This is a genomic window from Saccharothrix sp. NBAS 001 (assembly GCF_056640475.1).
Genome location: NZ_CM153251.1, coordinates 73,599 through 93,146, shown reverse-complemented (window position 1 = coordinate 93,146; position 19,548 = coordinate 73,599). Strand labels below are relative to the sequence as shown.

19 protein-coding genes are annotated in these 19,548 nt (G+C 72.6%); 14 read left to right on the top strand and 5 right to left on the bottom strand.

All coding sequences use genetic code 11. The features are described from left to right. Nucleotides 1-10: 10 nt before the first annotated feature. Complete coding sequence (locus tag AC0HI0_RS00380) at nucleotides 11-940, bottom strand: hypothetical protein (protein WP_480930194.1); 930 nt, start codon at nucleotides 938-940, stop codon at nucleotides 11-13. 204 nt (nucleotides 941-1,144) lie between these two features. Continuing rightward, nucleotides 1,145-1,957 carry an esterase/lipase family protein gene (locus tag AC0HI0_RS00375; RefSeq protein ID WP_480930193.1) on the bottom strand — a complete coding sequence of 271 codons (813 nt, stop codon included), beginning with the start codon at nucleotides 1,955-1,957 and terminating at the stop codon, nucleotides 1,145-1,147. A gap of 118 nt (nucleotides 1,958-2,075) precedes the next feature. Here AC0HI0_RS00375 and AC0HI0_RS00370 point away from each other — a divergent pair, with 118 nt between their 5' ends. Then, complete coding sequence (locus AC0HI0_RS00370; RefSeq protein ID WP_480930192.1) at nucleotides 2,076-3,464, top strand: WS/DGAT/MGAT family O-acyltransferase; 1,389 nt, start codon at nucleotides 2,076-2,078, stop codon at nucleotides 3,462-3,464. Here the strand turns inward: AC0HI0_RS00370 and AC0HI0_RS00365 are convergent. Continuing rightward, the gene (locus AC0HI0_RS00365; protein WP_480930191.1) at nucleotides 3,461-3,688 is read right to left on the bottom strand and encodes a hypothetical protein; all 228 of its coding nucleotides are present in this window, start codon (nucleotides 3,686-3,688) and stop codon (nucleotides 3,461-3,463) included. The genes AC0HI0_RS00370 and AC0HI0_RS00365 overlap by 4 nt on opposite strands. Before the next feature lie 104 nt (nucleotides 3,689-3,792). Between AC0HI0_RS00365 and AC0HI0_RS00360 the strand changes: the two genes are divergently transcribed. From AC0HI0_RS00360 to AC0HI0_RS00350, 3 genes are all read left to right on the top strand, one after another. Next, nucleotides 3,793-4,656 carry a helix-turn-helix domain-containing protein gene (locus AC0HI0_RS00360; protein ID WP_480930190.1) on the top strand — a complete coding sequence of 288 codons (864 nt, stop codon included), beginning with the start codon at nucleotides 3,793-3,795 and terminating at the stop codon, nucleotides 4,654-4,656. Next, entirely contained in the window at nucleotides 4,653-4,817 is a 165-nt protein-coding gene (locus AC0HI0_RS00355) for a DUF397 domain-containing protein (RefSeq protein ID WP_480930189.1), read from the top strand. Before AC0HI0_RS00360 ends, AC0HI0_RS00355 begins: the two co-directional genes overlap by 4 nt. A 61-nt stretch (nucleotides 4,818-4,878) precedes the next feature. Then, a complete protein-coding gene (locus tag AC0HI0_RS00350) occupies nucleotides 4,879-5,043 on the top strand; it encodes a DUF397 domain-containing protein (RefSeq protein ID WP_480930188.1) in 165 nt (54 codons plus the stop codon). A gap of 16 nt (nucleotides 5,044-5,059) precedes the next feature. Here the strand turns inward: AC0HI0_RS00350 and AC0HI0_RS00345 are convergent, their stop codons facing one another. Then, nucleotides 5,060-5,920, bottom strand: coding sequence for a patatin-like phospholipase family protein (locus AC0HI0_RS00345; RefSeq protein ID WP_480930187.1), 861 nt, complete (start codon nucleotides 5,918-5,920; stop codon nucleotides 5,060-5,062). Beyond that, nucleotides 5,917-6,732 (bottom strand): alpha/beta fold hydrolase, encoded by an 816-nt coding sequence (locus tag AC0HI0_RS00340; protein ID WP_480930186.1) that lies wholly within the window; start codon nucleotides 6,730-6,732, stop codon nucleotides 5,917-5,919. Before AC0HI0_RS00340 ends, AC0HI0_RS00345 begins: the two co-directional genes overlap by 4 nt. A gap of 58 nt (nucleotides 6,733-6,790) precedes the next feature. On the opposite strand from AC0HI0_RS00340, the gene AC0HI0_RS00335 reads away from it, so the two are divergent. From AC0HI0_RS00335 to AC0HI0_RS00290, 10 genes are all read left to right on the top strand, one after another. Then, nucleotides 6,791-7,633: a helix-turn-helix domain-containing protein gene (locus AC0HI0_RS00335; protein ID WP_480930185.1), complete on the top strand. Its 843-nt coding sequence runs from the start codon at nucleotides 6,791-6,793 to the stop codon at nucleotides 7,631-7,633. Between the two features lie 425 nt (nucleotides 7,634-8,058). Next, complete coding sequence (locus AC0HI0_RS00330; RefSeq protein WP_480930184.1) at nucleotides 8,059-9,201, top strand: ROK family protein; 1,143 nt, start codon at nucleotides 8,059-8,061, stop codon at nucleotides 9,199-9,201. A 131-nt stretch (nucleotides 9,202-9,332) separates the two neighbouring features. Continuing rightward, the gene (locus AC0HI0_RS00325) at nucleotides 9,333-10,292 is read left to right on the top strand and encodes a TauD/TfdA dioxygenase family protein (RefSeq protein ID WP_480930183.1); all 960 of its coding nucleotides are present in this window, start codon (nucleotides 9,333-9,335) and stop codon (nucleotides 10,290-10,292) included. Then, nucleotides 10,292-10,786: a flavin reductase family protein gene (locus AC0HI0_RS00320; protein WP_480930182.1), complete on the top strand. Its 495-nt coding sequence runs from the start codon at nucleotides 10,292-10,294 to the stop codon at nucleotides 10,784-10,786. The genes AC0HI0_RS00325 and AC0HI0_RS00320 overlap by 1 nt, the downstream gene beginning before the upstream one ends. 9 nt (nucleotides 10,787-10,795) lie before the next feature. Continuing rightward, nucleotides 10,796-11,854, top strand: coding sequence for an ABC transporter substrate-binding protein (locus AC0HI0_RS00315; RefSeq protein ID WP_480930181.1), 1,059 nt, complete (start codon nucleotides 10,796-10,798; stop codon nucleotides 11,852-11,854). Beyond that, a complete protein-coding gene (locus AC0HI0_RS00310; RefSeq protein ID WP_480930180.1) occupies nucleotides 11,851-12,693 on the top strand; it encodes an ABC transporter permease in 843 nt (280 codons plus the stop codon). The genes AC0HI0_RS00315 and AC0HI0_RS00310 overlap by 4 nt, the downstream gene beginning before the upstream one ends. Then, nucleotides 12,669-13,397 carry an ABC transporter ATP-binding protein gene (locus tag AC0HI0_RS00305; RefSeq protein ID WP_480930179.1) on the top strand — a complete coding sequence of 243 codons (729 nt, stop codon included), beginning with the start codon at nucleotides 12,669-12,671 and terminating at the stop codon, nucleotides 13,395-13,397. The genes AC0HI0_RS00310 and AC0HI0_RS00305 overlap by 25 nt, the downstream gene beginning before the upstream one ends. Further along, nucleotides 13,394-14,725, top strand: coding sequence for an LLM class flavin-dependent oxidoreductase (locus tag AC0HI0_RS00300; protein ID WP_480930178.1), 1,332 nt, complete (start codon nucleotides 13,394-13,396; stop codon nucleotides 14,723-14,725). The genes AC0HI0_RS00305 and AC0HI0_RS00300 overlap by 4 nt, the downstream gene beginning before the upstream one ends. Nucleotides 14,726-14,727: 2 nt before the next feature. Further along, nucleotides 14,728-18,393: an ABC transporter ATP-binding protein gene (locus AC0HI0_RS00295; RefSeq protein WP_480930177.1), complete on the top strand. Its 3,666-nt coding sequence runs from the start codon at nucleotides 14,728-14,730 to the stop codon at nucleotides 18,391-18,393. Then, nucleotides 18,390-19,412 (top strand): aldo/keto reductase, encoded by a 1,023-nt coding sequence (locus tag AC0HI0_RS00290; protein WP_480930176.1) that lies wholly within the window; start codon nucleotides 18,390-18,392, stop codon nucleotides 19,410-19,412. Before AC0HI0_RS00295 ends, AC0HI0_RS00290 begins: the two co-directional genes overlap by 4 nt. The last annotated feature ends 136 nt before the right edge of the window (nucleotides 19,413-19,548 follow it).

The window sequence follows — 19,548 nt, the reverse complement described above, 5'->3', positions numbered from 1 at the left end:
TCTTCAGCGTTCAGCAGGGCGCGGCGGGCATCGCCGAGGCCGAATTGTGACTCCGGTCACCGCTCTCGGCGACCTGCTCACCTGCGCGAGAGGTGCGACGTTGCGCTAGGAACTGTCCTGACCAGCGGAAATGTTCCGCATCTCTATACACAGTTGTCCCAAACTTGACGTTCGCGGCGTTCTTCTTCCCGTTGTCACCCCGGAAGGTGCCCCAACTCGCGAACGTCGTCGAGTCCGAGCGGTGCGCCCACAACCCACCCGGCGCGAACGTGTCGACCAGCCGGTAGGCCACCGAGCGGTCGTTGCCGCCCGACGGCACCTCGCCGGTCGTGCTCGGCACGTAGACCACGCCGTCACCGCCCGGGAACTCCGCGCCGTTCCACGCGTACAGCCCGTGCCCCTTGGCCTCCTGCCTCGTCGTGGGCCGCTGGTCCTGGACCAGCAGCGTGCCGTCGACGTTCTCCCGGCCGCCGGTGAACGTGCTGCCGACCGGAACGTAGGAGTAGAAGTCGCTGTGCGCCACGGTGACCACCGCTTCGAGCTTGCCGAACGCGCTGCCGTCCTTGCGGACCGTCGCCAGCAGGCCCTCCATGTCGTTCTCGTGCGTGAACTGGCCGAACGGGTCGGGGAAGTCCTCCCAGTCGCGCGGGTGGTAGAAGCTGTAGACGATGAACCAGTGGGTGGAGGTCTCCACCACCGAGTAGTAGGCCGCGCCGGTCAGCCGGGACAGCACGTCGTCCTGGCTCTCCCAGTTGTTCTGCGCGTTCCAGTCGCCGTCGAAGTCCACAGTGGACAGGTAGTCGGCGTCGTAGTCGGAGGAGTCGGTGTCCTGGTAGTGGATCGGCGCCCAGTGCAGCGCCAGCTCGGAGTCGGTCGCCGCCGACGCCGGCGCGGTGGCGAGGACCGAGAGCGCGACGGCCGCGAACAGCGTCGCGGCCACCTTCCGCACCGGGTTCGGCCGTGCCCGGGGAGATCGCGCCGGGGAGAGTCGTGCCGGAGACAGCATCGTGCTCCACCTTCCGTCAGGGGTGTGGCCCGCGGGCTGAGCCAACGGGCCACGCGAAACCCTGGGGTGACGGCACGGCGAACACAAGGTGTGTACCGGATGAGTACTGCGAGTGACTTCGGGACTCCGCGCCGGCGGTCAGCCCGCCGGGAACATCCGCGCCATGCCCGGCGGCGGCGCGAACGGCGTCCACTCGCCCTCGACCTGCGCGAGGCGGTCGGCGATGACCCACCAGACCGTCGAGTTGTAGCCGTACCCGAGGTGGCTGGACGCGACGGCCACGTTCTCCCGGCCCGGCCCCGGCTCCGAGACGCACGTCTGCCACGCCACGATGCCGTCGGACTTCGAGTACACCGAGGTCGCCGGCACCGGGATCGGCGGGCGGGTGTGCTCGGGCGGCGGCATGTCCGCGCCCGCCACGTAGAACCGGGACAGCAGCCGGTAGACCGGGTTGACCCGGGTCTGCCGCAGGTCGGTCATCGCGTACGGGCTGCCCAGCGTGACGACCTGGCGGACCAGGTCGGGGTGCTCGCGGGCCAGTTCGCGGGCGAAGATGCCGCCCAGGCTCCAGCCGACCAGGCTGACCGGCCGCTCGGCGGCCAGCTCCCGCAGCAGCGCCCGCATCCCGCTCACGACCTCGACCGACGGCCCGATGTTGCGCCCCAGCCCCCACCCGTGCACGTCGTAGCCCAGGCCGGCCAGGAACTTCCGCAGCATCCCGGTCGACCCGTCACCGGCGCCGAGACCGGGCAGGACCAGCACGGTGTGCCCGTCGCCGCTGGGTGCCGCGCGCAGCAGCGACCGGGTCGCCGCGAACTGCCCGATGTCGACCACCGCGCGGGTCGGCTCGGTCAGGTACCAGAGCAGTCCGGGGGCCTCGCCACCGGCGAGGCGCAGCTCCGCGCGGTCGGGCTCAAGCTCCACTGGCGGGATGTCCGGTAGTGCCGACATGGTCCCTCCCCCGGCTCGTCGTCGAGCGCCCCTGGTAACCATGATGTTTCCCGGGAAGGAAATGCACCAGTCCCAGATACGTCTCGACGCCCCGGAGACGCGGACCTACCGTCGCCGCATGGACCGCATGAGCGCGATGGACGCCGGATTCTTCTTCATCGAGGACGACAACGTCCCGATGCACGTCGGCTCGGTCCTGGTGTTCGAGGGCCCCGTCCCCTCGTACGGGGACGTCGTGCGCCTGTTCGCGGCGAAACTCGGCACCGTCCCCCGCTACCGGCAACGCGTGAAGTCCCTGCCGCTGCACCTGGCCCGCCCGGTGTGGGTGGACGACGAGCACTTCCAGATCCTCTACCACGTCCGGCACACCGCCGTCCCGTCGCCGGGTGCCGACGACCAGCTGCGCAACCTGGCCGGCCGGCTGTTCGCCCAACGCCTCGACCTCGCCAAGCCGCTGTGGGAGGTGTGGCTGGTCGAGGGCCTGGAGAACGGCCGCTGGGCGATCATCTCCAAGGTGCACCACTGCATGGTCGACGGCGTCGCGGGCAGCGACCTGATGCAGGTGCTGCTGGACTGGCGGGCCGACGCGGACCTGCCCGCACCCGCCACGTGGACCCCGAGGCCGAGCCCGTCGTCCCTGGACCTGGTGGTCGACGGTGTGCGGGACGCGGTGCTCACGCCGGTCAAGCACCTGGCGGCGTTCCCGGCCCTGGCGCGGCGGCTGCGCAGCGGTTCGGAGATCGCCGACGTCGGGCGGGCGGTGCTGGGCAGCCTCCCGGACACCGCCCGCAGGCTCGCCGCCGGCACCCCGAAGTCGTTGAACGGCCGCATCGGCCCGCACCGCCGGTGGCTGTGGGCGAAGGCGGGCCTGCCGGAGGTCAAGGAGATCCGCAAGGTCACCGGCGGGACCGTCAACGACGTCATCCTGGCGGCCGTGACCAGGGGTTTCCGCGACCTGCTCGGCGAGCGCGACGAACTCGTGGCGGGCCGGGTGGTCCGCACGATGGTGCCGGTGTCGGTGCGCTCGCGGGCCGAGAAGGGCCGGCTGACCAACCGGGTCGGCGCGGTCCTGGTCAACCTCCCGGTGGCCGAGCCGGACCCGCTCCGACGCCTGGCGGACCTGCGGGCCCAGATGGACGATCTGAAGGGCAGCCGGCAGGCGGCCGGCGCGGACGCCCTGACCAGCCTGGGCAACTTCGCCGCCCCGACCCTGCTCGCGCTGGGCTCGCGGACCGCGATGCGCTTCCCGCAGCAGCTCTTGCAGACCGTGACGACGAACGTCCCCGGCCCGCGCGTCCCGCTGTACCTGCTGGGCCGCGAACTGGCCGAGATCTACCCGTACGTGCCGATCGCGAGCACCATCCGGATCAGCATCGGGATCTTCTCGTACCTGGACCGGATCACGTTCGGCGTGAACGCGGACTTCGACGGCGTCCCCGACGTCCAAGTCCTGGCCGACGGCATCCGCGCGGGCTTCGACGAACTCACCGCCGCCACGTCCGGCTAGCCCTCGACCGGCCGCCCCTTCCGCACCCGCATCTCGGTGTGGATCTCCTCGGCGAGCGCGACGGCCTCGGCGGCGTGCCGCGCGATGACCGCCATGCCCTGCCGGGTGGCGGTGAGTTCGACGTCCTTGCCGATCTTGAACAGCACACCCCCGCCACCGGGCTCGATCTCGAAGTTGATCCGGACGTCGTCGGGCACCTCGGCCCACAGGTGAACTCGCGCCATGCTCACGGCTTGCCTCCCACGGAGATCAATGATTCGCCGCTACGATGCTGAGTGGGCACTAATACAAGCAAGTCGTATCCCACCATCGAGTGAAAGGCCGCACCGTGGCTTCGCCGTCGCCGACCATCGCCGCCCTGGAACTGGGCCTCCGTCTGCGCGAACGCCGCGAGTCGGCGGGACTCACCGCCGCAGCCGCCGGACGGGCGGTGAGCAACACGCAGTCGTACATCTCCGGCGTGGAGATGGGAAAGCTCAAGATCAACGACGCCAAGCTCACCGAACTCGCGAAGGTCCTCGACTTCACCACCGCCGAAACGACCGAGTTGCACGAACTCCGCCGAGCGGCCAAGGAACCGGGCTGGTGGGCTCCCTACTCGGCGATGTACAACGCCGAGATGCTGCGGTTCTTCGGCTTCGAACACGGTGCCGAGACGGTCCGCACGTACAGCACCGGGCTCATCCCCGGCCTGCTCCAGATCGAGTCCTACGCGATGGCGGTCATGAGGGGCGGCGCGCCCAACGTCCGCCTCGCGGAGGCGAACCGCCGGGTCGAGGTCCGGATGAGGCGACAGCGCCGCCTCACCGACGACAACCCGCTCAAGCTCATCTGCCTCATCTCCGAGGGCGCGCTGCGCCAACACGTCGGCGGCCGAGCGGTGATGGTCGAGCAGCTCCGGCACCTCACGACCATGGCCGAGGAGCGCCCTGACACCATCGAGTTGCTGGTCATCCCGTTCACCGCCGATTGCTTCAACGCACTGGGCGGTTCGGGCTTCTACATCATGGATTTCGCCGGGGTCCGCCTGCCTGAACTGGTCTGGCAGGAAACCATTTCGACCACCGACCTGATCGAACACCCGATGCGGATCCGCGAGTACAATCTGGCCCAGGAACAGGCGATGGGCGTTGCGCTGGACCGATCGGCGTCGCTCGCGCTGATCGGGCAGATCAGAGAGGAGTTCGAGTGACGCAGTCCGGCTGGTTCAAGTCGAGCCACAGCGCCGACAACGCCCAGTGCGTCGAGGTGCGGTTCACTCCCGACGCAGTCGCCGTACGCGACTCCAAGCACCCGACCGGACCACGTCTCTCCTTCCCCCACACCACTTGGGCCAAGTTCCTCACCAGGTGACGCAGGCCCGGTCCAGACCCCAACGCGGCTTCGCTGTCGACCAGGTCGCAAAGGAGTTCGAGTGAGGCAATCCGAGTGGTTCAAGTCGAGCCACAGCGCCAACAACCCCGCGTGCGTCGAAGTGCGGTTCACTCCCGACGCGGTCGCCGTGCGCGACTCCAAGCACCCCACCGGACCACGCCTCTCCTTCCCCCACACCACCTGGACCAAGTTCCTCACCAGGTGACGCGAGCCCGGCCGGGCTACCTCAACCCGGACGGATGGCCGTAGAGACCGGGGCCGGCCACCACGACGTCGTCCAAGAACCGCGTGGACGCCTCGTACGACGACGCGATCAACTCGGCGGTGTGCCCGAAGTCCAACGGTGTCACCGGTTGCACGGGCGGCCCCGGCAGGTACAGCACCGGCACGGACGTCGACGCCAGCTCGACCTCCAGCACGGCCTGGTTGCGCATCCCCAGCGTGGCCCAGAACAGCAGCGTCTCGGCGATGTTCTCCGGCACCGACGGCAGGTGCCCGGGGAACGCGCAATCCAGCACCACCAACGACTTCGCGCCCATCGCCAGCGCCTGCCGGATCGGCACGTTCGCCAGCACGCCGCCGTCGTAGAGCACCCGCCCCTCGCGGTGCACCGGCGGGTAGATGCCCGGGATCGCGGCGCTGGCCAGCACCGCCGAGACCAGGTCGCCGGAACCGAGCGTCACCGCCGTGCCCGCGACGGAGTCGACCGCGACCGCGCCGAACGGCAGCGCGAGGTCCGCGAAGTCGGTCACGCCGTCCAGCCCGAACGCGAGCACCTCGGCCAGCCCGGTGTTCGGGAACAGGTGCGTGCGGTGCTGCCGCAACGTCCTGGCCTGCGCCCACAGCCCGCCCGGGAACACCCTGGGCCGGGTCATGTGCTCCCAGATCCGGCCGAGCCTGGTGAACGCGTGCGCCGGGTCGAGCGCGAGCAGCGCGCCGTTCACCGAACCCACGGACGTGCCCACGACGAGGTCCGGCGCGACGTCGTGCTCCGCCAACGCCCGCAGCATCCCGACCTGGCCCGCGCCCAGGCTGCCCCCGCCACCCAGCACGAACCCCACCGGACCCGGAAGTTCGATCACGCTCCGTATCGTCGCACGAATTCCCGCACCCGCTCGGCGGCGTCGATCCGGTGTCCGCAATCCCACACCTCGACCTCCGCGTGCGGCACGAGGTCACGCATCCGCCGCGCCGCGCGTCGGCCGTCGTGCACGGTGCTGTGCCGGCCGAACACCGCCAACACCGGCACCCGCACCGCACGGAGCGCGTCCCCGTACGGCACCTGCGGCGCGGGCCGCGCCCGGTACTCGGCGATCCCGGCGAGCACCAACCGGAAGTCCTCCCCCGGCGCGGCCCACCGCAGGAACCACTCCCACCCGAGCACGCGCGTCAGCGGTGCCCGCCAGACGACGCCGAACCCGAACCCGATCGCCACCGCCATCGGGTCGAGCAGGCTCACCGACGCGATCCGCTCCGGCGCGTGCACGGCCGCCGCGGTGGCGTGCCACCCGCCGGTCGACGCACCCACCAGGTGCGCCCGCGCCAGTCCCAGCCCGCCGACCACCTCGGCCACCCACCGCCCGCGGTCGACCGCCGTCCGGATCGGCGCGGTCTGCACGCTCAACCCCGGCTCGCCGAGCGTGTCGACGGCGTAGACGACGTGGTCGGCGGCGTACCGCGCGAGGTCCGCACCCCACCCGGCGGCCGTGGCCGCCATGCCCGGCAGCAGGACCACCGGTTCCCCGGCCGCCCCGAACCGGTAGACCCTTGTCGGGCCGAACGACGTCGGCACGTCCAGCACTTCGCCCGGTTCCGGACACGTCGCCCACACCTCCGCGTAGACCGCGCGGTACCTCTCCTCGGCCCGCGCATCCGTGAATCCCCCTGTATCCATGCCCGCAACGGTAGGAAACGGCGGACGTCGCGTATTGGACGAAAGTAAACTGGCGGACATGGTCGGCTGGTCGATCGTCGTGCCCCACGACCAGGTCGCGCGCGTCGAACCGCTGGTGTTCGGGGCGTCCGCCGCGCCGGGGGTGCTCAGCTACAGCGCGCACGACAACGCCGGCGAGCCCCAGCACTGGACGGCCACGCCGCTGGCCGCCGTGACCGTCATGCTCGACCTGGTCGCGCCGCACCGCCCGGGCCTGCCGTGGTCGCCGGTCAACGGCCTGCGCGACCGCCCCCTGGTGGCGACCCAGGAGGGCCGCGCGGTCGGCATCACGGTCGGCCTGTCGCCGCTCGCCGCGCACGCCCTGTTCGGCCCGCTCCGCGAGCTGACGAACACGTCGGTCGGCCTGGCCGACCTCACGCCGGACGCCCACCTGCTCGCCGAACAGCTCGCCGAGGCCCCGACCCCGCAGTCCCGCTTCGCCCTGCTCGACCGCCACCTGGGGCCCCGCATCGTCGAGGGCCACCGGGCCGACCCGGGCGTGCGGCACGCGTGGCGGCGGCTCGCCCAGGCCGGCGGCGCGCTGCGGATCGCCGAACTCGCCGACGAACTCGGCTGGACCAGGCAGCACCTCAACGCGAGGTTCCGCGCGCAACTGGGCCTCGGCCCGAAGACGGCGGCCCGCGTCCTGCGCCTGCACCGGGCGGTCACCCTGCTCCGCGACGCCCCGCCCGCCGCCGTGGCCGCCGCGTGCGGTTACGCCGACCAGTCGCACCTCAACCGCGACTACCGGGCGCTCACCGGGACCCGGCCGGCCGACCAGGTCAGCGCGGCGGACCTGCCGCGACCCGGGCCCGGGCCGCGTCCGGCGTCGCCACCCGGTCGGGCTCGACCCGCCAGGTAGCACCGGCCCGCGCCCACGCGTCGAAGTCGCCCACGCCCTCGGCGTCCCACAGCGCCCGCACCGCCGCGAAGTCGTCCGGCCCGCGCGCCGCACAGCAGCCCGGCCCACCGCGCGGCCGACCACAGCGGCAGCGAGCCCTCGCCGACCATCCACACCGGCACGGCGTCGGCCTGGCCGCGTTCGCCCGTCGGGAACCGCCGGCCACGCGGCAGCGCGATCGCGCAACGCACGTCATGACCTTCCCACATCCTGAGCCCCCCTTGGCCGGAGTTCGGGGCGGGTGCCAGCATCGGGTCATGTCCCAGGCCCGCGTGCTGTGCACGCGCCGCCACGTCGACTTCCGTCGGCAGGCGAGCGCGATGTGTGCCGCGCCCGCCTGACCAGTCCACTGTGGACACGGAAACCCCGACCGGGGAGGGACAGGTATGCAGACCCGCCGGAGAACGACGACCGCCGCGACCGTCCTGCGCTCGGTGCTGGACAACGGCCCGGTGGCGCGCAGCACGATCGCGCGGCTGACCGGGCTGTCCGCGGCGGCCGTGACCAAGCAGTACGCCGAACTCGCCGACCTCGGCCTGCTGCGCGAGGTCGAAGAGGCCCGGGTGCCCCGGGTGACGGTCGGCCGGCCGCACGTGCCGGTGGACATCGACGTGGACCGGCACGTGGTGTGCGGTGTGCACATCGCGTGGGCGCACACCACCCTGTCCCTGGTCGACCTGCGCGGGCGGGTGCTGTCCCAGGACCGCGAGAACCACCCGGCGCGCACGCCGGACGCGGTGTTCCGGCGGATCCGGCAGCGCATCCCGGAGTTCCTGCGCCGCCACCTCGCCGGGCGCTCGCCGCTGGGCATCGGGCTGGCCACCGGCGGCTGGGTGGACCCGGAGCGCGGCACGGTCGTGCGGCACAGCCAGCTGGACTGGCGCGACGTCCCGGCCCGCGCCGAGCTGGAACCGCTCGGCCTGCCGGTGCACGTGGAGAGCCACAGCCGCGCGCTGGCCCGCGCCGAGCAGCTGTTCGGCGACCAGCGCAGCCGCACCAGCCTGGTGCACCTGTTCGTGGGCAACGTGGTCGACGCCGCGATCGCCACCGCCGGCACCGTGCACCACGGGCCGCGCTCGGCGGCCGGCGAGGTCGCGCACCTGCGGGTGGAGGGCAGCGCGGCGCACTGCCCGTGCGGACGCCGGGGCTGCTTCCAGGCCACGGTGTCCGACCGCGCGGTGGCCGAGCGCGCGGTCCGCGAGGGACTCATCCCGGAGCCGACGCTGCTGCTGCTGGTGGACCGGGCGCGGGCGGGCGACGCGCGGGCCAACGAGCTGTTCCGGGAACGCGCGCGGCACGTCGGCCGGGCGGTCCGGCTGCTGCTGGACGTGATCAACCCCGAGGTCCTGGTGCTCACCGAGGCCGGTGTGGTGCACCTGCCGGGCTGCCTGGACGAGGTGCGCGAGCAGGTCGGCGACCGCGCGGAGGCGGTCGTGCCGACCAGTTTCGGGCGGGACGTGCTCAGTGTCGCGGCGGGTTCCGTGGTCCTCGACGCGATTTACGGCAGCCCGCTCGACCTGTGCGCCTGAGATTAATTTACGGAATCGCAAAATTGACTCCCGCGGGCTGCGCGGAGAGACTTGCCAGGTAAGCGCAGCACCTATTCATACCCTAACTGACCTGCGAAGGTCTATTTTCGCATACCCATGGGAGACGCCAGGTGACGAGCACGCTGAACAAAGTCGCGGTGCGCCCGGTGGCGGGCCACACCGGAGCCGATATCTCGGGAATCGACATTTCCCGACCATTGGACGCGGAAACTCTGGAGGTTGTCCGGAATGCACTCCACGAGTACAAGGTGGTGTTCTTCCGGGACCAGGAACTCGACCACGCGAGCCAGATCGCGTTCGGCCGCCAGTTCGGCGAGCTGACCTACGCGCACCCGCACGACGACGCGCCGCCCGGCGGTTTCCCGGAGATCTTCACCATCGACCCGCGCCGCTACGAGGAGCGCTACGGCCCCGAGTTCCGGCAGCAGGTGCGCCGCCGCCAGTACAGCTACTTCGCCGGCTGGCACACCGACGTCACCGCCGCGGTCAACCCGCCGTCCGGCTCGATCCTGCGCGCCGAGGTCGTGCCCGAGCGCGGCGGCGACACCACGTGGACCAACCTCGTCGCGGCCTACGAGGGGCTCTCCGCACCCCTGAAGTCCTTTGTGGACGGACTGCGGGCGGAGCACCGGTACGGGGGCGCGGACAAGCCCGCCGGCAACGACGCGTACGCCAAGCGGATCAACGACAACCTGCTGGTGGCGGTGCACCCGGTGGTCCGCGTGCACCCGGTGACCGGCGAACGCGCGCTGTTCGTCAACCCCGGCTTCACCAGCCACGTCGTGGACGTCTCGCCGCGCGAGTCGAAGGCGGTGCTCGACCTGCTCTACGCCGAGATCACCCGCCCCGAGTACACCGTGCGCTTCCGCTGGGAGCCGGGCAGCGTGGCGTTCTGGGACAACCGGGCCACCGCGCACCTCGCGCCGCGCGACCTGGAGCACCTCGACGTGGAGCGCCGCCTGCACCGCGTGACGATCATCGGCGACGTGCCGGTGGGTCCGGACGGCCGCGAGTCGGAACTGGTGGCGGGCAAGCCCTTCACCTCCGAGCACACGGTCAAGGTCGACTGATGACGGCGGTGCTGCCCTCGCCGCCGGTCGACCCGGCGCGGTTCCGCGAGGTGTTCCGCCGCCACCCGGCGGGCGTCGTGGTGGTCACCGCCGACGGCGGGCGGGGTCCCGCCGGGTTCACCGCCACCTCGCTGACCTCGGTGTGCGCGCAGCCGCCGCTGGTCTCGTTCGGCGTTTCCACCCGCTCCTCCAGCTGGCCGCACGTGCGCGCCGCGACGACCGTCGTCGTGAACTTCCTGGGCGCGCACCAGGAAGACCTCGCCCGGCGGTTCGCCACCAGCGGCCTGGACCGGTTCGCCGCGCCGACCCGGTGGCGCAGGCTCCCCGGCGGCGAGCCGGTGCTGCACGACGTGGCCGGCTGGCTGCGCGCGGAGGTGCACGACCTGGTGCCGGTGGGCGACCACCACCTGGTGCTCGCCCGCGTGCTGGAGACCGAACTCGACGACAGCTCCACGCCCCTGCTCTACCACGACGGCCGTTACCACACGATTTAGGAATCCCGAATGACACTGCCAGCCACGTCGGCCATCGGCCGGCGCTCGTTGCTCGCCGGACTGGCGGGTCTGGGGGCGCTCGGCCTCGTGGGGTGCACGGTCGCGGGTGGCGCGAGCGGTCCGGCTCCGGCCGGGCCGCTGCCCACCGCCGTCCCTCCCGGCACGAAGCTGAACATCTCCATCCGCACCACGCTGAGCCAGCTGGAGGCGTCCGGCGAGCTGTCCAAGCTGCCGTTCCAGGTGCCGGAGTGGCCCAACGTGACCGCCGGCCCCGACGTGATCCAGGGCTTCCGGGCCAGATCGGTCGACCTGGCCTCGAACGCGGGCATCCCGCCCATCCAGGCCGCCGCGATCGGCTACGAGACCAAGATCGTCGCGGTGGCGCACCGGGAGACGCCGACCTACAAGTTCGCCACCGCGCCCGGCACCGACATCGACTCGCTGCGGGACTTCAAGGGCAAGAAGATCGCGTTCTCGCAGGGCCAGGCCCAGGGCGTGGTCGTGCTGCGCACGCTCAAGGAACTGGGCCTGCGCAACGACGACGTGCAGCTGATCGCGTTGAACAGCCCGCAGTTCCTCACCGCGCTGCAGTCCAGGCAGGTCGACGTCGCGGTGCTCGCCGAACCCACCACCACCAAGTACCTCGGCCAGTACGGCAAGGACGGCGCACGCACCATCGACATGACCGCCGTCGACCTGCTGACCGTGCTGTGGGCCCCGACCGAGGTCCTGCGCGACGACGCCAAGGCCGCCGCGATCCGGGCGTTCATCCCGTTCTGGACCGGCGGCCTGGTGTGGGCGTGGGAGCACCCCGAGCAGTGGATCGAGCACTACTACGTCAAGGACCAGAACGTCAGCGCGGCGGACGGGGAGCGGATCGTCAAGGCCATCCCCCGCCCGTACTTCCCGGACAGCTGGGACCGGGCGATCGCCTGGGAGCAGGAGACGGCCGACCTGATGAACCAGGGCGGGTTCACCCCTCCGGTCAAGGCCGCCGACCTGTTCGACCGGCGGTTCGAGCACCTCGCCGCGGAATCCGTCCCCGCCACGTACCGGAGCAAGCCATGACGCAGACCCTCGCGCCACCCCTGCGCGCGGCCGGCCGGACCGCCGTCCCGGCCGGACCGCGCAAACGCCGGCTGGGCCCCGGCAAACCCATCCCGTACGGCCGTGCCCTCGGGCCGCTGCTGGTCGTGCTGATCTGGAGCGCGGCCTCGGCCACCGGCTGGCTGGACCCGCGCGCGCTGTCCGCGCCGTGGACCGTGGTGGAGACCGGGATCGACCTGGTGGCCAACGGGAAGCTGCCGGAGAGCATCCTCACCTCGTTGCAGCGGGCCGGGTCGGGCTTCCTGGTCGGCGCCGTGATCGGCACCGCGCTGGCCGTGCTGGCCGGGCTCAGCCGGATCGGCGAATCGCTGATCGACGGCACGGTGCAGGTCAAGCGGGCGATCCCGGCGCTGGGCCTGATCCCGCTGCTGATCCTGTGGCTGGGCATCGGCGAGGGCTTCAAGATCGTGGTGATCGCGATCGGCGTGGCCGTGACCCTCTACATCCAGACGCACGCGTCGCTGACCGGCATCGACCAGCGGTACGTGGAACTGGCCGAGGTGGTCGGCCTGAGCCGGGGCCAGTTCGTGCGCAAGGTCGTGTTCCCCGGCGCGCTGCCCGGGTTCTTCGTCGGGCTGCGGCTGGGCGTGACCGGGTCGTGGCTGTTCCTGATCGTGCTGGAGCAGATCAACGCCACCAGCGGCATCGGCTACCTGATGTTCCAGGCCCAGAACTACGGGCAGAGCGACGTGATCGTGGTGGGCCTGGTGGTGTACGGCCTGTTCGGGTTCGTCTCCGACGCGCTGCTCCGACTGGTCGAGCGGAGGGTGCTCGCGTGGCGCAGCACGTTGAGCGGGTGACCGCCGTGCGGGTGCGGAACCTGGTGCGGCGCTTCGGGGACCGGGCCGTGCTCGACGGGCTGGACCTCGACATCGCGCCGGGCGAGTTCGTGGCCCTGCTGGGGCGCAGCGGTTCCGGCAAGTCCACGTTGCTGCGGGCCATCGCCGGGCTGGACTACGACGTGACCGGGAGCGGCGAACTCCAAGTGCCGCAGGAGGTCTCGGTCGCCTTCCAGGACTCGCGGCTGCTGCCGTGGCTGCGCGTGCTGGACAACGTGCTGCTGGGCGTGCCCGGCGGCGCGCGGGAGCGCGGCGAGCACGCGCTGGCCGAGGTCGGGCTGCGCGGCCGGGAACGCGCGTGGCCCAACGAACTCTCCGGCGGCGAGCAGCAGCGCGTCGCGCTGGCGCGCTGCCTGGTCCGCGAACCCGCCGTGCTGCTGGCCGACGAGCCCTTCGGCTCGCTGGACGCGTTGACCCGCATCAAGATGCACGACCTGCTGCGCGAACTGTGCGCGCGGCACCGCCCCGCGGTCCTGCTCGTCACGCACGACGTGGACGAGGCCGTGGAGCTGGCCGACCGGATCGTGGTGCTGGAGGAGGGGCGGATCGGGCTGGACGTCCGGATCGACCTGCCCGAGCCCCGTTCGCACCGCGACCCGCTGTTCCAATCCCACCGCGACCGCCTGCTGCTCGCGCTGGGGATCACCGAAGGGGCGACACCGTGACCCAGCTGCACCTCAACCTGTTCCTGCACGACACCGGGCACCACGAGGCGTCCTGGCGGCTGCCGGAGAGCGACCCGCACGGCCACCTGAGCATCGACTACCACGAGCGGCTGGCCCGCACCGCGGAGGCCGCCGCGTTCGACTCGGTGTTCCTGGCCGACTCCCCCGTGCTGTGGGGGCAGGTGGGCCGCCGGCCGTCGGGCAAGTTCGAGCCGACCCTGCTGCTCACCGCCCTGGCGCGGGCGACCTCCCGGATCGGGCTGATCGCCACCGCCTCCACCACCTACAACGACCCGTTCAACCTGTCCCGCCGGTTCGCCTCGCTGGACCACATCAGCGGCGGCCGGGCGGGCTGGAACGTCGTGACCACGGCGGGCGACGACGCGGCCCGCAACTTCGGCCTCGACGGGCAGCCCGCGCACTTCGACCGGTACGAGCGGGCGGACGAGTTCCTGACCGTGGCCAAGAAGCTGTGGGACTCGTGGGACGACGACGCGATCGTGGCCGACAAGGAACGCGGTGTGCACGCCGAAGCGGACCGGGTGCACACGATCGACCACGAGGGCAAGTACTTCCGGGTGCGCGGCCCGCTCAACGTGCCGCGCTCGCCGCAGGCGTACCCGCTGCTGGTGCAGGCCGGGTCGTCCGAGGCCGGCAGGGGTTTCGCGGCCCGGCACGCCGAGGCGGTGTTCACCGCGCAGCAGACGCCGGCCGAGGCCAAGGCGTTCTACGCGGACATCAAGGACCGGGCCCGCGCGGCGGGCCGCGACCCCGACCACGTCAAGATCCTGCCCGGCCTGGTGCCGGTGATCGGCTCCACGGAAGCCGAGGCGCTGGCCGCCGACGCCGAGCTGGACCGCTTGATCGTCGCCGAGTACGCCCGGGGCCAGCTCGCGAAGCTGCTCCGGGTCGAGCCGCAATCCCTGGAGCTGGACCGGGAACTGCCCGCCGACCTGCCGTCCGAGGACGAGATCGAGGGCGCGAAGTCCCGCTACACGCTGATCGTGGAGCTGGCCCGGCGGGAGCGGCTGACCGTGCGGGAGCTGATCGGGCGGCTCGGCGGCGGGCGCGGGCACAAGACGTTCGCGGGCACGCCCGAGCAGGTCGCGGACACCATCGAGCACTGGTTCCGGGAGGGCGCGGCGGACGGGTTCAACATCATGCCCGCCGTGCTGCCCTCCGGGCTGGACCTGTTCGTCGAGCACGTCGTGCCGATCCTGCGGCGGCGCGGCCTGTTCCGCACCGAGTACACCGGCACCACGCTGCGGGAGCACTACGGCCTGCCGCGCCCGGCGAACCAGTTCGGCCGCCCGCTCGCGGCGGTGTGAGGGTGTCCTGGTCGCGGAGGCTGATCGGGTACTGCCTGCGCCACCGCGCCGACCTCGTGCTCGCGTTCGGCTCGGCCGTCGTGGCCGCCGCCGCCACGGCGTCGCTGCCGCTGGTGCTGCGCCACGTGGTCGACGACGTGGCGGTCGGCGCGGTGGCGGACGTGACGCCGTGGGTCGCGGTCTTCCTGGCCGTGGCGGCGGCCCGGTTCGCGGCGGGCTACCTGCGCCGCTACCGGTCCGGGCGGCTCTCCCTGGGCGTGCAGCAGGACCTGCGCGACGACGCCTTCCGGTCGTTGCTGCGGCTGGACGGCGCGGAGCAGGACGACCTGCGCACCGGCCAGGTGGTGAGCCGGTCCATCTCGGACATCACGCTCATCCAGACCCTGCTGGCGTTCCTGCCCAACATCACCGGGAACGTGTTGATGTTCCTGGGTTCCGTGGTGGTGATGGCGGTGCTGTCGCCGCCGCTGACCCTGGTCGCGCTCGCGGTCGGCCCGGCGCTGTGGTTCATCGCGCACCGCAGCCGCCGGGACCTGTTCCCGGCCAACTGGCACACCCAGCAGGAGGCCGCCGAGGTCGCCGCCGCCGTGGAGGCGGCGGTGACCGGCGTCCGGGTGGTGAAGGGCTTCGGGCAGGAGCAGCGGGAGCAGGAGGCGTTGGAGGAGCGCGCGTCGGCCCTCTACGCGTCCCGGCTCCGGGTCACCCGGCTGACCAGCCGGTACCACCCGGCGATGCAGGCGGTGCCCGCGCTGGGCCAGGTGCTGGTGCTCGCGTTCGGCGGGTGGCTTGCGCTGCGCGGCGAGATCACCCTGGGCACGTTCCTGGCGTTCACCACCTACCTGGGCGCGTTCGTGAACCCGGTGCGGCAGCTGGCCACCTTGCTGACCGTGGCGCAGCAGGCGCGGGCGGGCGTGGAACGGGTGCTGGAGATCATCGACGCCGAGCCCGAGCTGCCCGACGGGGACCGGGACCTGCCCGCCGGGCCGCTCGGCGTGGAGTTCGCCGGGGTCGCGTTCGGCTACCCCGACGCGCCCGTGCTGGACGGGGTGACGCTGCGGATCGCGCCCGGCGAGACGGTCGCGGTGGTCGGCGCGGCCGGGTCCGGCAAGTCGACGCTGGGTCAGCTGCTGCCCCGGTTCTACGACGTGTCGGCCGGCGCGGTGCGGGTCGGCGGGCTGGATGTGCGGGAGGTGCGGACGTCGTCGTTGCGCGCGGCGGTCGGCGTGGTGTTCGAGGACACCTACCTGCTGTCGGACTCGGTGCGCGCCAACATCGCCTACGGACGGCCGGACGCGTCGCCGGCGGAGGTCGTCGAGGCGGCCCGGCTGGCGTGCGCGGACGAGTTCGTCGCCGCGCTGCCCGAGGGCTACGACACGGTGATCGGCGAGCAGGGCCTGACCCTGTCCGGTGGTCAGCGGCAACGGATCGCGCTCGCCCGCGCGCTGCTCTACGACCCGCGCGTGCTGGTGCTGGACGACGCGACGTCGGCGATCGACGCACGGGTGGAGGCGGAGATCCACCGCAACCTGGCCGACGTGCGGCGGACCACGCTGGTCGTCGCGCACCGGCGGTCCACGCTGGCGCTGGCCGACCGGATCGCGGTGCTGGCCGACGGGTCCATTGTGGACGTCGGGACCGAGGCCGAGCTGGACACCCGCAGTCCGGAGTTCCGCACCCTGCTGGCCGGGCAGGGCTCCCGGCCAGCGGCCAAGGCACGCGGGCGCACCGAGGCGTTGTGGCGCAACGGTCCTTCGGTGCGCTCCGCGCCGAGCGCCCGCACGGCGCAGGCGTTCGCGGCCGCGGCCAGCAGCGCGCCCGGCGGCGGCGCGGTCGGCGGCGGGGTGCTGGCGTCCGCGCCGCCGAGCCCGGAACTGCTGGCCAGGCTCGACGGGCTCGCGCCGCTGACCGCGCGGCCCTCGGTCGACGTCGAGCAGGCGCGGGCGGCGGACCTGTCGTTCGGGTTGGGGCGGTTGCTGCGGCCGTTCCGGCGGGCGCTGCTGGCCGGGTTGGCGCTGGTCGCGCTGGACGCGGCGGCGCAGATCGCGTTGCCGGTGCTGGTCCGGGCGGGAGTCGACGGGCACGTGGTGGCGGCGTCGGCGGTGGCGGCGGCGGTCGTGCTGGCCGGGTGGGCGATCGGCGTGGCGCAGGTCCGGGTCACCGGGCGGACCGGCGAACGGCTGCTGTACACGTTGCGGGTCAAGACGTTCGCGCAGTTGCAGCGGCTCGGGCTGGACTACTACGAGCGCGAGCTGGGCGGCCGGATCATGACCCGGATGACCACCGACGTGGACGCGCTGTCGAACTTCCTCCAGACCGGCCTGGCCACCGCCGTCGTCACGGTGCTGACGATCTCCGGCGTGCTGGTCGCGATGATCGCGGTCGACCCGCCGTTGGCGGTGGTGCTGCTCGTGCTGCTGCCGGTGCTGCTGACCGCGACGGTCGCGTTCCGCCGCCGTTCGGTGCCCGCGTACATGGAGGCGCGCGAGCGGATCAGCTCGGTCAACGCCTACCTCCAGGAGACGGTGGCGTCCTTGCGTGCGTCGCAGGCGTTCCGGCGCGAGGCGGTGGACGCGGCGGAGTTCACCCGGCGCGGCGACGCGTTCCGGACGGCACGGCTGCGGGCGCAGCGCAACATCGCGACGTACTTCCCGTTCGTGGAGTTCCTGAGCGCGGTGGCGTCGGCGTGCGTGCTGGCGGTCGGCGCGGGGCAGGTCCAGGCGGGCACGCTCACCGCCGGAACCCTGATCGCGTTCCTGCTCTACGTCGACATGTTCTTCGCCCCGGTGCAGCAACTGCCGCAGGTCTTCGACGGCTACCAGCAGGCGGTGATCGGCCTGAGCCGGCTGCGCGACCTGATGCGCACCCCCACCACCACTCCCCCGGCGGCGTCGCCGACCCCGGTCGGGCGGCTGCGCGGCGAGATCGTGTTCGAGGACGTGCACTTCGCCTACTCGGGGGTCGCCCGCGAGGCGCTGCGCGGCGTCACCCTGCACGTCGAGCCCGGCGAAACCGTCGCGCTGGTGGGCAGGACCGGCGCGGGGAAGTCCACCCTGGTCAAACTCGTGGCGCGGTTCTACGACCCGACGGCCGGCGCCGTCCGGGTCGACGGCGCGGACCTGCGCGCGCTGGACCTGACCGGCTACCGGCGTCGGCTGGGTGTCGTGCCGCAGGAAGCTCACCTGTTCAGCGGCACGGTCCGCGACGCCATCGCGTACGGCCGCCCGGACGCGACGGACGACGAGGTGGAGGCGGCTGCCCGCGCGGTGGGCGCGCACGACGTGGTGGCGGGCCTGGCGCACGGCTACCACCAGCCGGTCGGCGAACGCGGCCGCAACCTCTCGGCCGGGCAGCGCCAGCTGATCGCGCTGGCCCGCGCCGAACTGGTCGACCCCGACGTGCTGCTGCTGGACGAGGCCACCGCCGCGCTCGACCTGGCCACCGAGTTCGCGGTGACGCGGGCGGTCGAGGCGTTGTCGCGCAAGCGGACCACCCTGGTCGTCGCCCACCGCCTGACCACGGCCGCCCGCGCCGACCGCGTGGTGGTGCTCGACGGCGGGCGGGTCGCCGAGGTCGGCACGCACGCCGAACTGCTGGACCGGGCGGGGCCGTACCGCCTGTTGTGGGACGCCTTCACCGGCGAGGACCTGATCGAGGAGAGAACCGCATGACGCACCGCCCGTTCGGCCGCACCGGTGTGCGGGTCAGCCCGCTGGCGCTGGGCGCGATGATGTTCGGCCCGCGCGGCAACCCATCGCACGAGGACGGCATCCGGATCGTCCACCGCGCGCTCGACGCCGGCATCAACCTGGTCGACACCGCCGACGTCTACTCGGCGGGCGAGTCGGAGACCATCGTGGGCAAGGCGTTGCGGGGCAGGCGGGACGACGTCGTGCTGGCGACGAAGTTCCACGGCGCGCTCGGCGAGGACGTCAACGAGCGCGGCAACTCCCGCCGCTGGATCCACCGCGAGGTGGAGCACAGCCTGCGCCGGCTGCAAACCGACTGGATCGACCTCTACCAGGTGCACCGCCCCGAACCCGGCACGGACTTCGACGAGACCCTGGGCGCGCTGACCGACCTGGTGCGGGCGGGCAAGATCCGCTACATCGGCACGTCCACGTTCCCGCCCGCCGAGATCGTGGAGGGCCAGTGGATCGCGGAGAAGCGCGGCCGGGAGCGGGTGGTGTCCGAGCAGCCGCCGTACTCCCTGCTGGCCCGCGGCGTGGAGCGCGAAGTCCTCCCGGTGGCGCGCAAGTACGGCCTGGCGGTCATCCCGTGGAGCCCGCTGGCCGGCGGCTGGCTGACCGGCAAGTACCGCGCGGGCGGCGCCCAGCCGCCGTCGTCGCGCGCGGAGCGCTTCCCGGAGCGCTACGACATCGCCGCGCCGGAGAACGCGGCCAAGCTGGCGGCCGTGGAGGCGTTGGCCCAGCTGGCCGACCAGGCGGGCCTGTCGCTGATCCACCTGGCGCTGGCGTTCGTGCTGGAGCACCCGGCGGTGACCTCGGCGATCATCGGCCCGCGCACCTACGAGCAGCTGGAACAACAGCTGGGCGCGGCCGAGGTCCGGCTGCCGGCCGACGTGCTGGACCAGATCGACAAGATCGTCCCGCCCGGCACGACCCTGTCCGACCGCGACGCCGGGTACCGCCCGCCGTCCCTGACCGACCCGGCCGAGCGCCGCCGCTAGGGCCCTGCCCGGTGGCGGGGTCGCGACCCCGCTCGGACCCGCCACCGGGCAGGCCGGGCCGCAACGCGCGGCCGGCGATCGGCCCGCCGTCGACGCGGCGGCGGGCCGTCACACGTCCTGGCAAACACGGGTGTGA

What these genes read in the sequence shown, in the direction of transcription:
- AC0HI0_RS00370 (WP_480930192.1), top strand. Translation starts at nt 2,076, where the DNA reads ATGGACCGCATGAGCGCGATGGACGCCGGATTCTTCTTCATCGAGGAC.
- AC0HI0_RS00375 (WP_480930193.1), bottom strand. Translation starts at nt 1,957, where the DNA reads ATGTCGGCACTACCGGACATCCCGCCAGTGGAGCTTGAGCCCGACCGC.
- AC0HI0_RS00315 (WP_480930181.1), top strand. Translation starts at nt 10,796, where the DNA reads ATGACACTGCCAGCCACGTCGGCCATCGGCCGGCGCTCGTTGCTCGCC.
- AC0HI0_RS00335 (WP_480930185.1), top strand. Translation starts at nt 6,791, where the DNA reads ATGGTCGGCTGGTCGATCGTCGTGCCCCACGACCAGGTCGCGCGCGTC.
- AC0HI0_RS00290 (WP_480930176.1), top strand. Translation starts at nt 18,390, where the DNA reads ATGACGCACCGCCCGTTCGGCCGCACCGGTGTGCGGGTCAGCCCGCTG.
- AC0HI0_RS00365 (WP_480930191.1), bottom strand. Translation starts at nt 3,688, where the DNA reads ATGGCGCGAGTTCACCTGTGGGCCGAGGTGCCCGACGACGTCCGGATC.
- AC0HI0_RS00320 (WP_480930182.1), top strand. Translation starts at nt 10,292, where the DNA reads ATGACGGCGGTGCTGCCCTCGCCGCCGGTCGACCCGGCGCGGTTCCGC.
- AC0HI0_RS00330 (WP_480930184.1), top strand. Translation starts at nt 8,059, where the DNA reads ATGCAGACCCGCCGGAGAACGACGACCGCCGCGACCGTCCTGCGCTCG.
- AC0HI0_RS00310 (WP_480930180.1), top strand. Translation starts at nt 11,851, where the DNA reads ATGACGCAGACCCTCGCGCCACCCCTGCGCGCGGCCGGCCGGACCGCC.
- AC0HI0_RS00340 (WP_480930186.1), bottom strand. Translation starts at nt 6,732, where the DNA reads ATGGATACAGGGGGATTCACGGATGCGCGGGCCGAGGAGAGGTACCGC.